The organism is Streptomyces sp. NPDC026246, from assembly GCF_055567995.1.
Genome location: NZ_JBVHPJ010000005.1, coordinates 200,037 through 215,741, shown reverse-complemented (window position 1 = coordinate 215,741; position 15,705 = coordinate 200,037). Strand labels below are relative to the sequence as shown.

At 73.5% G+C, this 15,705-nt stretch carries 5 protein-coding genes; all 5 read left to right on the top strand.

What is annotated here, in order from left to right; all coding sequences use genetic code 11:
• The first annotated feature begins 67 nt into the window (after positions 1-67).
• The 5 genes from ACZ4M5_RS15400 to ACZ4M5_RS15380 all read left to right on the top strand — a co-directional run bounded on the left by ACZ4M5_RS15400 (position 68) and on the right by ACZ4M5_RS15380 (position 15,571).
• Positions 68-6,454, top strand: a complete 6,387-nt coding sequence (locus ACZ4M5_RS15400) for an amino acid adenylation domain-containing protein (RefSeq protein ID WP_467736876.1) — start codon at positions 68-70, stop codon at positions 6,452-6,454.
• 11 nt (positions 6,455-6,465) lie between these two features.
• Positions 6,466-7,254, top strand: a complete 789-nt coding sequence (locus ACZ4M5_RS15395; RefSeq protein ID WP_467736874.1) for a thioesterase II family protein — start codon at positions 6,466-6,468, stop codon at positions 7,252-7,254.
• Positions 7,255-7,323: 69 nt separating this feature from the next.
• The gene (locus ACZ4M5_RS15390) at positions 7,324-8,370 is read left to right on the top strand and encodes a TauD/TfdA family dioxygenase (RefSeq protein WP_467736872.1); all 1,047 of its coding nucleotides are present in this window, start codon (positions 7,324-7,326) and stop codon (positions 8,368-8,370) included.
• An 8-nt stretch (positions 8,371-8,378) separates the two neighbouring features.
• On the top strand, positions 8,379-10,223 hold the full coding sequence (locus ACZ4M5_RS15385) for a non-ribosomal peptide synthetase (RefSeq protein ID WP_467736870.1): 1,845 nt from the start codon (positions 8,379-8,381) through the stop codon (positions 10,221-10,223).
• Positions 10,224-10,234: 11 nt separating this feature from the next.
• A complete protein-coding gene (locus ACZ4M5_RS15380; RefSeq protein ID WP_467737364.1) occupies positions 10,235-15,571 on the top strand; it encodes a condensation domain-containing protein in 5,337 nt (1,778 codons plus the stop codon).
• Positions 15,572-15,705 lie beyond the last annotated feature (134 nt).

Sequence of the window (15,705 nt, the reverse complement as noted above, 5' to 3'; positions counted from 1 at the left end):
CGGCCGCCACGACGGCCCGGGCAAGTCACCCCACTCCAGCAGCCCCACGACTCCGAGGAGCACCCCCATGTCCCCGACCACGTCGGAACAGGGCACCGCGCACGGGCCCTCCACCGTGCGGCTGCCCCTGTCGGCGGCGCAGCGCGACATCTGGATGGCGCACGGGCTCGACACCTCCGGCTGCCGCTACAACATCGGGGAGTACCGCGAACTCACCGGGCCGCTCGACACCGGCCTGCTGGCCTGCTGCTGGTACCGGCTCGCCTGCGAGGCCGACGCGCTGCGCATCCGAGGCGTCGGCTCCGGCGACGACGGCACCCTGTGGCAGGAGGTGCAGGCCAAACCGCTCGGACGCAGCCTGCGCATCGTCGACCTGAGCGACGAGAACGACCCGGTGGCGGCGGCCCGCGCCTGGATGGACGCCGAACTCGCCCGCCCCTTCGACCTGGCGCACGACTGGCTCACCCGCCACGCGCTGATCCGCGCCGGCCGCACCGACGCGGGGGAGGAGCGCTGGTTCTACTTCCACGCCTTCCACCACCTGGCCATCGACGGCATGGGCATCGCCCTGCTCGACGAACGGCTGGTCGACCTGTACGACCGTGCGGCCGCGGGACAACCGTGGGGGGAGACCCCCTTCGGCAGCCTCGAGGAACTGCTCGCCGAGGACACGGCGTACCGCGCCTCCCCGGAGGCCGCCGAGGACCGGGCGCACTGGGCCGCGCAGCTGGCCGATGTCCAGCCCGTGCCGCGGCTCGCCGAGGGTCACACCGCGACCGTCCGGCCCGGAGCGCTGCCGTTCACCCGGCGCACCGTCCTCCTCGGCGCCGAACGGTCCGACCGGCTGAAGGAGGTCGCCCGCACCCACCGGGCGCCCTGGACGATGCTGGTCCTCGCGCTGGTCGCGGCCTACGTGCACCGGGTCGGCGGGGCCGACGCACCCGTGCTGGGGCTGCCGGTGACGAGCCGGCGCACCGAACTGGCCCGCCGCACCCCCGGCATGATGTCGAACGTCATCCCGCTGCGGGTACCGGTCCGCGCCGACGACTCGCTCACCGACCTGCTCGCGACGGTACGGGCACAGGCCCGCGAGGGGCTGAGACACCAGCGGACCCGCTACGAGGACGTCTGCCGCGACCTGGGCCTCGGCGAAGCGGCACGGCGGATCGCGTCCCCCCAGGTGAACATCATGGCGTTCGCGCCCGGCAAGCGCTTCTTCGGCCTGCCGACGGTCCAGCACAACCTCGGCAACGGCCCGGTGGAGGACCTGGCGGTCGGCGTGTACGACCTGGGGCCCGAACTCGGCCTGCGGATCGACTTCGACGCCTCACCCGAGGTCTGCGACATCGCGGCGGTGGCCGGACACCAGGACCGCTTCGTGAGGTTCGCGGAACGCCTCCTGACGGAGCCCGGACTCGCACTGTCCCGGACAGAGGTGCTGGGCACCGGTGAACGGCAGAGGGTGCTGGGGGAGTGGGCGGGCAGGTCGGTGGGGTATGGCGGGGAGCCGGTGCTGACGGCCCGGTTCGAGGAGCGGGTGCGGTCGCGGCCGGATGAGGTGGCGGTCGTCTTCGGTGACGAGTGTGTGTCGTACGGGGAGTTGAACGGTCGGGCGAATCGGCTGGCCCGGCATCTGCGGGGGCTGGGGTTGGGGCGCGGTGATCTGGCGGGTGTGTTGCTGGATCGGGGTGTGGACTTCGCCGTGGCGGTGGTCGCGGTGGTGAAGGCGGGTGCGGGGTATGTGCTGCTGGACCCGGAGTTCCCCGACGAGCGGCTGCGCGGCACGGCCGAGGATGCCGGAGTCCGTGTTCTGATCACCGACTCCGTGCATCACGGCCGGGTGGTCGGCGGCGGTGCGTCGGTGCTGGTCGATCGTGACCGCGAGTCGATCGCCGCGCACGACCGGGACGATCTCGCTGTGACTCTGGTGGGTGAGGATGCGGCGTGTGTGATGTTCACGTCGGGGTCGACGGGGCGTCCGAAGGGGATCGTGTCCTCGCATCGGAATCTGGTGTCGACGGTGACGGCGCAGTCGTATGCGGTGTTCGGTGCGGGTGAGGTGTTCCTGCAGTGTTCGCCGGTGTCGTGGGATGCCTTCAGTCTGGAGTTCTGGGGGGCGTTGCTGCACGGTGGTGCGACGGTTCTGCAGCCCGGTCAGCGGCCGGAGCCGGCGGTGGTTGCGGAGTTGGCCGTTCGGCATCGGGTGACGATGCTTCAGTTGTCGTCGAGTCTGTTCAACTATCTGGTCGACGAGCATCCGGACGCCTTCGCTTCGGTCCGAGTCGTGTTCACCGGGGGTGAGCCGGCCTCGCCCACACACATCGCCCGCCTGCAGCGGCTGTGTCCGCGGGTGACGGTGACCAACGGTTATGGTCCGGCGGAGTCGATGGGTTTCACCACCACTCACACGGTCGATCGCTCCCGGGAGTTGGGTGTGAGTGTGTCGATCGGGCGTCCGGTGGTCAACAAGTTCGCCTATGTTCTGGACGAGGGTCTGCGTCCTGTTCCGCCGGGTGTGACGGGTGAGTTGTATCTGGCCGGTGAGGGGATCGCGCACGGGTATCTGGCCCAGTCGGCCGTCACCGCGGCTCGTTTCGTTCCGAACCCGTTCGGTCCGGTGGGCAGTCGCTGCTATCGCACGGGTGACCGGGCCTATTGGGACGGTGACGGGAACCTCCACTACGCGGGGCGCAGTGACGGTCAGGTCAAGATCCGGGGTTTCCGGATCGAGCCGACCGAGATCGAGACCGTGCTGACCGGGCATCCCTGCATCACCCAGGCCGTGCTCCTGGCCACCGACCACCTCACCGCCTACGTGACGGCCGCACCGGGCGCCACTGTCACGCCTGCCGCCCTGCGCGCCTGGTTGCGGGAGCGGCTGCCCGAGCACATGGTCCCCGCCCACTTCGTCCTGCTGGACCGGCTGCCCCTCACCCCCAACGGGAAGATCGACAAACGTGCCCTGCCCCAGGTGGAAGCCCCACTGACCTCCCACGGCCGTGCCCCCCGCACCGAACTCGAAGAGCTGGTGCGTGACATGACCAGCGAGGTGCTCGGCTCGGCGGCACCGCTGTCGATCGACGACAGCTTCTTCGACCACGGCGGCCACTCCCTGCTCGCCGCCCGCCTCACCCACCGCATCGCCGCCACCTTCGGCGTCACACTCACCCTGCGCGACGTCTTCCAGCACCCGACCCCCGCCGCCCTCGCCCGGCGGATCACGCAGGCCACCGGCCGCCCGGCGCTGCCCGCCCTCACCCGGGCGGCCGTGCGCCCCGAGCGGCTGCCCCTGTCCAGCGCACAGCGACGGCTGTGGCTCGTGACCGGACTGAACGGACCCGACACGGCCTACAACGTGCCCATGGCCGTCCGGCTGAGCGGAGGCGAGGTGGACGCCGCAGCGCTACGAGCGGCGGTGGGCGACCTTGTACGGCGGCACGCGCCCCTGCGGACCCGCTTCGCGACCGCGGAGGGGCAGCCGTACCAGCTCGTCACGCCGGCCGACGAAGCCGCGGACGGCGTCCACGTCGAGGTGCGCGAGGTGGCGCCGGACGAGGTCGAGACCGAGCTGCACGCAGCGGCCCGGCACACCTTCGACCTGGCCACCGAGCACCCGCTGCGGGTGACACTCCTGCGCGAGGGCGACCACCGGGCCACCCTGCTCCTCCTGTTGCACCACATCGCCACCGACGGCCAGTCCCTGCGCCCGCTGTTCGCCGACCTGTCCGCCGCGTACACGGCCCGAGTGGCCGGCCACACCCCCGACTGGGAGCCGCTGCCCCTCGACTACGCCGACTACGCGCTCTGGCAGCGCACGGCCCTGGACGGCGGGGCGCTGGACGAACAGGTGGCGTACTGGCGCACGACGCTCGCCGACCTGCCCGAGGAACTGGCTCTGGTGACGGACCGGCCACGGCCGGCGGTCGCCGGGCGGCGCGGCGACGCCATCCGGGTGGACTTCGGCCGCGACCTCCACAAGCGGGTCCTCGAACTGGCCCGCGCCGAGAGATGCACCCCGTTCATGGTGCTCCAAGCCGCACTGGCCGCGACACTGACGCGGCTGGGCGCCGGAACGGACATCCCCCTCGGCTCCCCGGTCGCGGGCCGTCCCGACGAGGCGCTCACGGAACTGGTGGGCTTCTTCGTGAACACGGTGGTGCTGCGCACCGACACCTCGGGTGACCCGGAGTTCCGGGACCTGCTCGCCCGCGTGCGGACGACCGACCTGGACGCCTTCGCCCACCAGGACGCACCGTTCGACCAAGTCCTGGAGGCGGTGAACCCGGCGCGCTCCCTGGCCCGGCACCCCCTGTTCCAGATCTGCCTGACGCTGGAGTCCGGCCCGCCCGTCCTCCCCGACCTCCCCGGGATCCAGGCCGCCCCCGCCCAGCCACCGGCCCCCGGCTCGGTCAAGTTCGACCTGGAGTTCCTGCTGACGGCCGACGACAGCACCGGCCTGTCCGGAACGGTCCTCTACAGCTGTGACCTCTACGACCGCTCGACCGTCGAACGGATGGTGGAGGCCCTGCGCCGCCTGCTGGAACACGCGGTGACCGCTCCCGGGACCCCTGTGTCACACCTGGAGATCCTCGGCAGCGCGGAGCGCCGGCGGATGTTGGGCGAGTGGGCGGGCAGGTCGGTGGGGTGTGACGAGGAGCCGGTGCTGACGGCCCGGTTCGAGGAGCGGGTGCGGTCGCGGCCGGATGAAGTGGCGGTCGTCTTCGGTGACGAGTGTGTGTCGTACGGGGAGTTGAACGGTCGGGCGAATCGGCTGGCCCGACATCTGCGGGGGCTGGGGTTGGGGCGCGGTGATCTGGCGGGTGTGTTGCTGGATCGGGGCGTGGACTTCGCGGTGGCGGTGGTCGCGGTGGTGAAGGCGGGTGCGGGGTATGTGCTGCTGGACCCGGAGTTCCCCGACGAGCGGCTGCGCGGCACGGCCGAGGAGGCCGGACTGCGCCTCCTGATCACCGATGCGGACCGGCAACGCCGCCACATCAGGGGCCCGTGGAGTGAGGTGCTGGTCGACGAGGAACGAGCAGTCGTCGCCGCCCACGACGGAGAAGACCTCCCCCTCGCCCTGGCGGGTGAGGATGCGGCGTGTGTGATGTTCACGTCGGGGTCGACGGGGCGTCCGAAGGGGATCGTGTCCTCGCATCGGAATCTGGTGTCGACGGTGACGGCGCAGTCGTATGCGGTGTTCGGTGCGGGTGAGGTGTTCCTGCAATGTTCGCCGGTGTCGTGGGATGCCTTCAGTCTGGAGTTCTGGGGGGCGTTGCTGCACGGTGGTGCGACGGTTCTGCAGCCCGGTCAGCGGCCGGAGCCGGCGCTGGTTGCGGAGTTGGCCGTTCGGCATCGGGTGACGATGCTTCAGTTGTCGTCGAGTCTGTTCAACTATCTGGTCGATGAGCATCCGGACGCCTTTTCGACGGTCCGGGTCGTGTTCACCGGGGGTGAGCCGGCCTCGCCCACACACATCGCCCGGCTGCAGCGGCTGTGTCCGCGGGTGACGGTGGCCAATGGTTATGGTCCGGCGGAGTCGATGGGTTTCACCACCACTCACACGGTCGATCGCTCCCGGGAGTTGGGTGTGAGTGTGTCGATCGGGCGTCCGGTGGTCAACAAGTTCGCCTATGTTCTGGACGAGGGTCTGCGTCCTGTTCCGCCGGGTGTGACGGGTGAGTTGTATCTGGCCGGTGAGGGGATCGCGCACGGGTATCTGGCCCAGTCGGCCGTGACCGCGGCTCGTTTCGTTCCGAACCCGTTCGGTCCGGTGGGCAGTCGCTGCTATCGCACGGGTGACCGGGCCTATTGGGACGGTGACGGGAACCTCCACTACGCGGGGCGCAGTGACGGGCAGGTCAAGATCCGGGGTTTCCGGATCGAGCCGACCGAGATCGAGACCGTGCTGACCGGGCATCCCGGCATCACCCAGGCCGTGCTCCTGGCCACCGACCACCTCACCGCCTACGTGGTGCCCACCACCGACCCCGGCCCCGAGCCGCAGGAGATCCGCCGCTGGCTGCGCGAGCGGCTGCCCGACCACATGGTCCCGGCGTTCGTCGTCGCGTTGGACCGGCTTCCGCTCACCCCCAACGGGAAGATCGACAAACGGGCGCTGCCCGCCGTCCGAGCGCCTCGGACGACCGGGAGCGGGCGCGCGCCGCGGACCCCGCTCGAGTCGACCGTGCTCGGTCTCTTCACCGACGTCCTGCCCGTGACGGGGACGGTGACGGTCGACGACAGCTTCTTCGACCACGGCGGCCACTCCCTGCTCGCCGCCCGCCTCACCCACCGCATCGCCACCGCCCTGGGCGTCACGCTCACCTTGCGCGACGTCTTCCAGCACCCCACCCCGGCCGCCCTGGCCGAGCACATCGAGTCCCGGCCGGCGGCCGGCGCCGCCGCGCCCAAGCGGGTCCGGCCCACCCTCCGCCGCCGCACCGACGACCAGTAACGGAGCCCTCCATGACCGACCACACCGCAGTGACCGCCGCCCCCGACGACGTCGTTTGGGACCTGCCCGGTGAGGGCCCGCAGCGCAGCGCGCTGCTCGTCCTGCCGCACGCCGGAGGCAACGCCCACGCCTACGCGGACTGGCGCGAGCACCTGCCCGCCGACGTGCGGCTGCTGATCGGCCAGTACCCGGGGCGCGGTGCCCGCTACGCCGAGGATCTGCCGCGCGACATCGCCGACCTGGCCGGTCCGGTGGCCGCCTGCCTGCCCGCCGGCGCCACCGACGACCTCGTCGTGCTGGGGCACAGCATGGGGTCCCTGGTCGCCTTCGAGGTGGTGCGGCTGCTCCAGGCGTCCGGCCGTACGCCGCGGGCGCTGGTCGCCTCCGCGTGCCGGGCGCCGTTCCTCGCCAATCCGGCCGTCGTCCACCCCGAGCGGCTGGACGACGACCAGCTCGTGGCCGCCATCAAGGAACGCGGTGGCACCGACGACGGCATCCTCGACGACCCGGAGTTGCGGGAGATCGTCATCCCCTCCATCCGCGCCGACTTCGCCATCGACGACGTCTACCGCTGCCCGGTCGCCGAGGCCCGCGTCGAGTGCCCCGTGACGGTGATCGGCGGCGACGCCGACCCGGTCGCCCCGGCCGCCTCCCTCGGCCGCTGGGCCGAGGTCACCGGCCAGGCGTTCACCCAGCACGTCCTGCCGGGCGGGCACTTCTACTTCCAGGACCAGCTGCCGCGGTTCTTCTCCGCGCTGTCCCACGTGATCGGCGGCAGGGTCACCGCCTCGGCCGCCTGACGGCCCGCGGCCGCCCCCTCCGCCTTCCTCCTCTCGCCCTTCTTCTCCTCGACCTTCCAAGGACTCCTCATGACCATTCACGCAGACGCCCCGGCCCTCCCCGCGACGGGTCCGATCACCCCGGTCCGCGAACCCGGCAAGCCCGTCGTCGTGCACGTCCCGGCCACCGCGGGACTCGACGAGGCGGTGGCCTGGCTGACGGCTCACCGCGAGCAGATCCAGGCCGAACTGCACCGCTCCGGTGCCGTCCTGCTGCGCGGACTGCCCGTGCGGGACGCCGCGAGCTTCGCCGCCGCCCGTGACGCGCTGATCTCGCAGCGGGCCGGCTACAAGGAGAAGGCCACCCCGCGCACCGACTTCGGCGAGGGCGTCTTCTCCTCCACCGATCTGCCCGCCGTCCAGCCCATCCGGCTGCACAACGAGAACAGCTACACCCTCGACTTCCCCGGCGTGCTGCTGTTCGGCTGCATCACCGCGCCCGAGGAAGGCGGCGCCACCACGGTCGGCGACATGCGGGAGGCGCTGCGGCTGCTCCCGCCGGACCTGGTCGCCCGGTTCGAACGGATGGGCTGGCTGCTGGTGCGCACCTACTCGGAACTGGCCGGGCTGCCCTGGTACAAGACCTTCGCCACCGAGGACAAGGCCGTCGCCGAGGCGTACTGCAGGCAGAACACCGTCGGCTTCGAGTGGCTGGACGACGACGCGCTCGTGACCCGCCAGCGCCGCTCCGCCATCATCACCCACCCGGTGACGGGGGAGCGCAGCTGGTTCAACCACTTCGCGTTCTGGAACAGCCGCACCCTCGACCCGGACGTCCGCGAGGTGCTGGTGGAGACGTACGGCGAGGACGGCCTGCCCTTCAACACCTATCTCGGTGACGGCAGCCGCCTCACCGACGACGAGGTCGACGCCGTCAACGCCGTCTACGACCGGGTGACGGTCCGCGAGACCTGGCAGGAGGGTGACCTCATGCTCGTCGACAACCTCCTGTGCGCCCACGGCCGCGAGGCGTTCAAGGGCGACCGCAAGATCCTCGTCGCGATGGGCGAGCCGATCGCCCTCGCCGACTGCGCCCCCACCACCGAGCCCGCCACGACCGTCTTCACCGGAGAGTGACCGCCGCCATGACCGCCGTTCTGCCCGAGCGCCCCGCCACCGCCACCGCCCCGGACATCACCGGGTACGCCGCCTCTTCCGTGACCGACCTGCTGGACCGCCTGGCCCAGGCGCCCGCCGGCCGAACCGCCGTGGTCGCCGCCGACCGCGAGCTGACCTTCGCCGGGCTGCGCGCCGAGGCCATGCGGATCGCCGGCCGGCTCGCCGCCCGCGGCATCGGCCCGGAGAGCGTCGTCGCCCTGGCCCTGCCGCGCGGCGCCGACCTGGTGACCACCCTGATCGGCACCCTCACCGCGGGCGCGGCCTACCTGCCGGTCGACCCCAGGCTCCCGGCCGACCGGCGCCGTTACCTCGTGGAGGACTCCGGCGCCGACCTGGTCGTCACCGCCGACGGCCCCGCCGACGCCCTGGCACCGGGCACCGCGCACGTCACCGTCGGCGAACTGACCGCACCGGACGGGGCCGGGGAAGCGACGTACCGCCCCGCACCCGTCCCCGGGGACGGTCTCGCGTACGTCATCTACACGTCCGGCTCCACCGGCCGGCCCAAGGGCGTCGAGATCGGCCGGGCCGCCGCGTCCGCGCTGCTGGCCGAACTGGAGTCCGAGGGCATCACGGGTCCGGGCACCGGCCGGGTCGGCTGGAACGCCTCGCCGTCGTTCGACGCCTCCGTGCAGCAGTGGATACGCCTGTGCCGCGGAGACACCCTGGTCATGGTGGACGACGAGACGCGTGCCGACCCGGCGCTGCTGGCCCGTTTCGTCGACGAGCACGCCCTGACGACGCTGGACATCACCCCCGCGCACGCCGAACCGCTGCTGGACCTGCTGACCGCCGACGGCGGGCCGCGCCCCCTGACCCTGCTCGTCGGCGGCGAGGCGATCGGCCCCGCCCTGTGGCGACGGATCGGCGAGCAGACCGAGGCCGGCGTGCTGCGCGCGGTCAACCTGTACGGGCCGACCGAATGCACCGTGGACGCGACCGCGGGCTGGATCGACGGTGCCGACGCACCGCACATCGGCACGGTGCTGCCGGGCCTGCGCGGACGGGTCCTGGACGAGGCCCTGCGCCCGGTGCCGCCCGGCGGCCGCGGCGAGCTGTACCTGGCCGGCCCGCGCGTGGGCCGGGGCTACCGGCACCGCCCGGCCCTGACGGCCGAGCGCTACGTCGCCGACCCGGACGGTTCCGGATCCCGCATGTACCGCACCGGCGATCTCGTGACGCCGCTGCCCGACGGCCGGCTGCTCTGCCTCGGACGGGCCGACGGACAGGTCAAGCTGCGCGGCCACCGCATCGAACTGCCGGAGATCGAGGCGGCCCTGGCCGCTCACGCCCAGGTGGCCGAGGCCGTGGTCGTCCTGCGCGACGACGTCAACGGAGCCCCCGGCCTCGTGGCCTACCACCGCCCGCACGACCCGGCAGCCGGTCCCGCGGACCCGACGGCCCTGCGCGCACACCTGACGGCCACACTGCCCGCGTACATGGTCCCGGCGGCCTTCGTGGCCGTGGAGCGCTTCCCCACCACCACCCAGGGCAAGCTGGACCGGTCCGCGCTGCCCGCCCCCGCCGTGCAGCAGGCCACGGCCGACGCGTCCGACCCGGCCCTGTCGCGCTCCCAGGCGTTGATCGCCGGGGTCTGGTCCACCGTGCTCGGCGCCTCACGGATCGGACCGGACGACAACTTCTTCAAGCTGGGCGGCCACTCCCTGCTCGCGATCAAGCTGGTGTCGCGGGTCCGTGCCGAACTCGGCGTCGCCCTGCCCGTGAAGGCCGTCTACACCAATCCCCGGCTGCGCGACCTCGCCGCCCACATCGACACGCTCGTCGCCGCCGCGCCGGGCCAGGACGCGTAAGGACCATGACCGTGATCCCGCTGTCGTTCGCCCAGCGCCGGCTGTGGTTCCTGGGCCGTCTGCACGGGCCCTCCGCGGCCTACAACGCCCCCGTCGTGCTCCACCTGGACGGAGTGCCGGACCCCGAGGCCCTGCGGGCCGCCCTGGCCGACGTCGTGGAGCGGCACGAGGTGCTGCGGACGGTCCTGGCGGCCGGCCCCGACGGTGAGCCGTACCAGCAGGTGCGGCCGGCCTCCGCCGTCGAACCCCTGGCCGTCGAGGACTGTGCACCCGGCGAACGCGACGCGGCCGTGGCCGCGTTCGTCCGGCAGCCGATCGACATCACCGCCCGGCCGCCGCTGCTCGCCCGGCTGTTCCGGACCGGTCACGGGACCACGGGCGCCCGCCCGTCCACGGACACCTCCCGCGCCCGGAGCACCTCCGTGCTCGTGCTGCTCCTCCACCACGTCGCCACCGACGGATGGTCCGTGCGGCCCCTGCTGCGCGACCTGGCGGGGGCCTACGCCGCCCGGAGCGCGGGCCGGGCGCCGGAGTGGGAGCCGCTGCCCGTCCAGTACCGGGACTACACACTGTGGCAGCACGAACTGCTGGGCGACCCGGCCGACCCGGGCAGTCTGGCCGCCGAGCAACTGGCGTACTGGCGTGTCGCGTTGGACGGAGCGCCCGCCGTGCTCGACCTGCCCGCCGACCGGCCCCGCCCGGTCGAGCCGTCCGGCCGCGGAGCCACCGTCACCGGCCGGCTGGACGCGGCCGCCCACGGCGGACTGCTGACCCTGGCCCGCGGCCGGCGCGCGACCCTGACGATGGTGGCCCGGGCCGCTCTGGCAGCGACACTGGCGGCCGCCGGGGCCGGCGAGGACGTCGTCATCGGGACGCCCGTCGCAGGCCGCCCGGAGGAGGACCTCCACGAGCTCGTCGGGTTCTTCGTCAACTCCCTCGCCCTGCGCACCGATCTGTCGGGCAACCCGACCGTGTCCGAGCTCGTCGACCGGGTCCGCGACACCGACCTGGCCGCCTACGAACACCAGGACCTGCCCTTCGACGTGCTCGTGGAGCACCTGGCACCGGAACGGGCCCTCGGCCACCACCCGTTCTTCCAGGTGATGCTGACCGTCGCCGCCGACGGCACCGGACCGGGCCCGGTCCCGCTCGCCGGCGGGCTCACCGGGCGCACCGCCGACACCGGTCCGGACGCCGCCAAGTTCGACCTGACCTGGTACTGCGCCGAGCACCACACCGAGGACGGCCGCCCGGACGGCGTCGACGTGGCCCTGACCTACGCCGAGGACCTGTTCGACGCGGACACCGCCCGCCTGCTGCTCGACGCCTATCTGAAGGCCCTGGCCGCCTGCGCCGCCGACCCGCTGCGACCCACCGCCGAACTCGAGCTGCTCAGCGGCGGGAAACGCCGGGAGCTTCAGCGGCGACGGGCCCGCACCGGGCGCACCACCGACGCCGAGTCCGCTCCCGCGGCCGTGCGGGCCGACGTGCTCACCCCGCGCGAGGAGATCCTCTGCGGCCTGTTCGCCGAGGTGCTCGGCCGGGAGACGGTCGCCGCGGACGCCAACTTCTTCCGCAACGGCGGGCACTCCCTGCTCGCGGGCAAGCTCGTCAACCGCGTCCGCGGGGCGCTCGGCACCGAGGTGGGCATCCGCGACCTCTTCCTCGCCCCGACCCCGGCCGCCCTGCACCGGCGGCTCACCGAAGCCGCCCGGACCACCCGCGCCGACGACCGGCCGGAGCTGACCGCCGTACCCGCCGGGGAACGGCCCGCCCGGCTGCCGCTGTCCGCCGCACAACGCGCCCTGTGGCTGCTCGGCCGGATCGAGGGCGCCTCGGCCGCCTACAACGCGCCGCTGGTGCTGCGGCTCGACGGGGTGCCCGACCGGCGGGCGCTCGCCGCCGCGCTGGCCGACGTACGCGCCCGGCACGAGGTGCTGCGCACGGTGTACGGGTCCGAGGACGGCGAGCCCCACCAGCGGGTGGTGCCGGCGGACGGGATCCCGGACGCCGTGCGGTGGGAGCAGTGCCCGCCCGGCGAACTGGACGGCCGGGTGGCCGCGTTCGGCCGTTCGGTCCTGGACCTGGCAACCGAAGGGCCCCTGCGGGCGCGGGTGTTCCTGCCCGGCGACGGCACGGCCGTCCTCGTGCTGCTCGTGCACCACATCGTCACGGACGGCTGGTCCCTGGCCCCGCTGACGCGCGACCTGGGCGAGGCCTACGCCGCTCGCCTCACGGGCCGCGCACCGCTCTGGCGGCCCCTGCCCGTGCAGTACGCCGACTTCGCCCTGTGGCAGCGCGACCTGCTGGCCGGACCGGCCCGGCAGCGGCTGCAGGCCTTCTGGGAGCAGGCCCTGGCCGGCCTGCCGGCGCGCACGGACCTCCCGTACGACCACCCGCGGCCCGTCGAGCCGTCCGGGCGCGGAGCGGCGGTGACGGCCGTCCTGGACGTGGACACCCACCGGGCGCTCACCGCACTCGCGCGGGAACGCAGGGCCAGCCTCTTCATGGTGGTCAGGGCGGCACTGGCGGCCACCCTCCACGCCGTCGGCGCGGGCACGGACCTGGCGGTGGGCACCCCGGTGGCCGGCCGCTCCCACCAGGACCTGCACGACCTGGTCGGCTGCTTCGTCAACTCCCTGGTCCTGCGCGCCGACCTGTCCGGGGACCCCACCGCCGCCGATCTCGTGGACCGGGTCCGCGACGCCGACCTGGCCGCCTTCGACCACCAGGACCTGCCCTTCGACCTGCTCGTGGAGCAGCTCGCGGAGCCCGGACGGGCGCTGGGCGAGCATCCCTTCTTCCAGGTGATGCTCACCGTGCAGGAGACCGCCGCCGAACGTGCCCGCCTCGGCACCCTCACCGCCACCGCCACCAGCACCGACCTGGGCGCCGCCAAGTTCGACCTGTCGTTCCACTGCGCCGTGCGCCGCACGGCGGACGGCGGGCCCGCGGGCGTGGACCTCCACCTCGGGTACGCGGCGGACCTGTTCGAGGCGGAGACGGCCCGGCTGCTGCTGGACGTCTTCACTCGCTCGCTGCGGGCCGTCGCCGCCGACGCCTCGGTGCGGCTGTCGGGACTCAAGCTGGTGACGGCCGAGGAGGACCGGGCGCTGACCGCCCGGCGCGAAGGACTCGCGGCCGCCTCCGCGCGACAGCCCGCCGAGGACGCCGCCGGAGCAGCCCCGCACGCGCCGCGTGTCGAGATCCTCGCCGGGCTCTTCGCCACGGCACTGGGACGTGACACGTTCGCCGCCGACGCCAACTTCTTCAAGTGCGGCGGACATTCGCTGCTGGCCAGCAAGCTCGTCAACCGCGTCCGGCGGGTGCTCGGCGTCGAACTGGGCATCCGTGACCTGTTCCTCGCGCCGACCCCGCTCGCCCTGCACCGGCGGCTGGCGGAGACCGCAGCGGACCGGGCGGCCTCCCGGCCCGGGCCGGTGGCGCTCCCCGCCGGGCGGCGCCCCGCGCGGCTGCCGCTGTCGTACGCCCAGCGCCGGCTGTGGTTCGTGGACCAGATGGAAGGCCCGTCGGCCACGTACAACATCGCCCTGGTGCGGCGTCTGGAACGGCCGCTGGATCCGATGGCGCTGGCCGACGCGCTCGCGGACGTCGCCGAACGGCACGAGGTACTGCGCACCGTCTACGGCAGCGAGGGCGGCGAGCCCTACCAGCAGGTGCTGGACGTGGCCCGTCCGCACCTCGAGCTGGGCCGGCCCGCCGACGTGCCGGCGGCCGTCGACGCCGCCGCCGCGCACGTCTTCGACCTGGCGCGGGACATCCCCCTGCGGGCGTGGCTCCTCCATCCGCAGGGCGACGGCCCGCAGACCCTCGTGCTGCTGCTGCACCACATCGCCGCCGACGGCTGGTCCACCGGCCCGCTGCTGGCGGACCTGGCGGCCGCGTACGAGGCGCGGGCACGAGGGCAGGCGCCGGACCGGCCCGCGCTGCCGCTGCAGTACGCCGACTACACGCTGTGGCAGCGACAACTGCTCTCGGACGGCGGCGCTGATCGCGAACTGCGCTTCTGGCAGGACACGTTGGCGGATCTGCCGCCGCTGACCGACCTGCCGACGGACCGGCCCCGGCCGGCGCTGCCGTCCGGACGCGGTGCGCTCACCTCCTTCACCGTGCCCGCCGCCACGCACCGGGCCCTGGTGCGGACCGCGCGGGCCCGGGGCGCCACGCTGTTCATGGCGGTGCAGGCGGCACTGGCGGCCTGCCTGACCCGCCTGGGCGCGGGGTCCGACCTGGCGCTGGGCACGAGTGTGGCGGGACGCGGCGACGAGGCGCTGTCCGGCCTGGTCGGCTTCTTCGTCAACACCCTCGTCCTGCGCACCGACACCTCCGGCGACCCCGACTTCGGCACCCTGCTGGAACGTGTGCGCGACGCGGACCTGGCGGCCTACGACCACCAGGACCTCCCCTTCGACCGGCTGGTGGAGCACCTCAACCCCCACCGGTCCACCGCCCACCACCCCCTGGTGCAGGTGATGCTCCAGGTCGACTCCCGCGCCGAGCAGCACGACACGCCCGCCGGTCCGCTGGCCGGCACCGGACTGCCCCACACCTCGCGGACCGCCAAGTCGGACCTCACCTTCGCGCTGACGGAGCAGCCGGACGGTTCTCTGGCGGGCGTGCTGGAGTACGCCACGGACCTGTACGGGCCGTCCGGGGCCGCTCGGCTGACCGATCTGCTCACGAGGGCACTGGAGTTGTACGCGGCCGACCCGGACGCGCGCGTCGGAGACCTTCCGGCCCCGGCCGACCGGCGTGGCGAGAGACCCGTGGTGAACGGCTACCCGATCGACGTCGAGCAGGTGCGGGCCGTCCTGGCCGCGCACCCGGCGGTGCGCGAGGCCCGGGTGCGGGTCGCCGACGAGCGGGTCACGGCCGAGGTGACGGGCGCGGGGCTCGTCGAGGAGGACGTGCAGGCCTGGGTGGCCGAGCGGCTGCCCGAGTACAGCGTGCCCGCCGTGATCACCGTCGCGCACGGCGACTGCGCGGATCCGCGGGACGACGACCGGGACGACCGCGCCGGCATCACCGGGCCGGGGGACACCCTGCTGACCGGTCTGCTGCGGCTGTTCGCGGAGGTGCTCGACGGGCGGGAGGTCGGCCCGGGGGACAACTTCTTCAAGGCGGGCGGCCACTCCCTGCTCGCGGTCCGCCTGGTCAACCGGGTCCGCACCGAACTGGGCCGTGAACTCACCCTGCGCGAGGTGTTCCGCCACCCCACCCCGGCGAAGCTCGCCGCCTACCTGGCGGGCGCCGCCGCGGCCGGCCCCGCCCAGGCCCCGCCGCTGCGCCGCCGCGCGCGCACCGGCAGCCGGGTCCGCCAGCCGTAACCGACATCGGCGAGAAGGCACCTACGGCCATCGCCCTGCAGCCCTGCAGCCCTGCCGCCCGGGGCACCCGACCGCCGTCGGGTGCCCCGGGCTTCGCCCTGCCCGGCGCCGCCGAACACGAACGGCGGCAGCCG

Coding starts and splice junctions, on each gene's coding strand:
- ACZ4M5_RS15390 (WP_467736872.1), top strand. CDS start 7,324: ATGACCATTCACGCAGACGCCCCGGCCCTCCCCGCGACGGGTCCGATC.
- ACZ4M5_RS15385 (WP_467736870.1), top strand. CDS start 8,379: ATGACCGCCGTTCTGCCCGAGCGCCCCGCCACCGCCACCGCCCCGGAC.
- ACZ4M5_RS15400 (WP_467736876.1), top strand. CDS start 68: ATGTCCCCGACCACGTCGGAACAGGGCACCGCGCACGGGCCCTCCACC.
- ACZ4M5_RS15395 (WP_467736874.1), top strand. CDS start 6,466: ATGACCGACCACACCGCAGTGACCGCCGCCCCCGACGACGTCGTTTGG.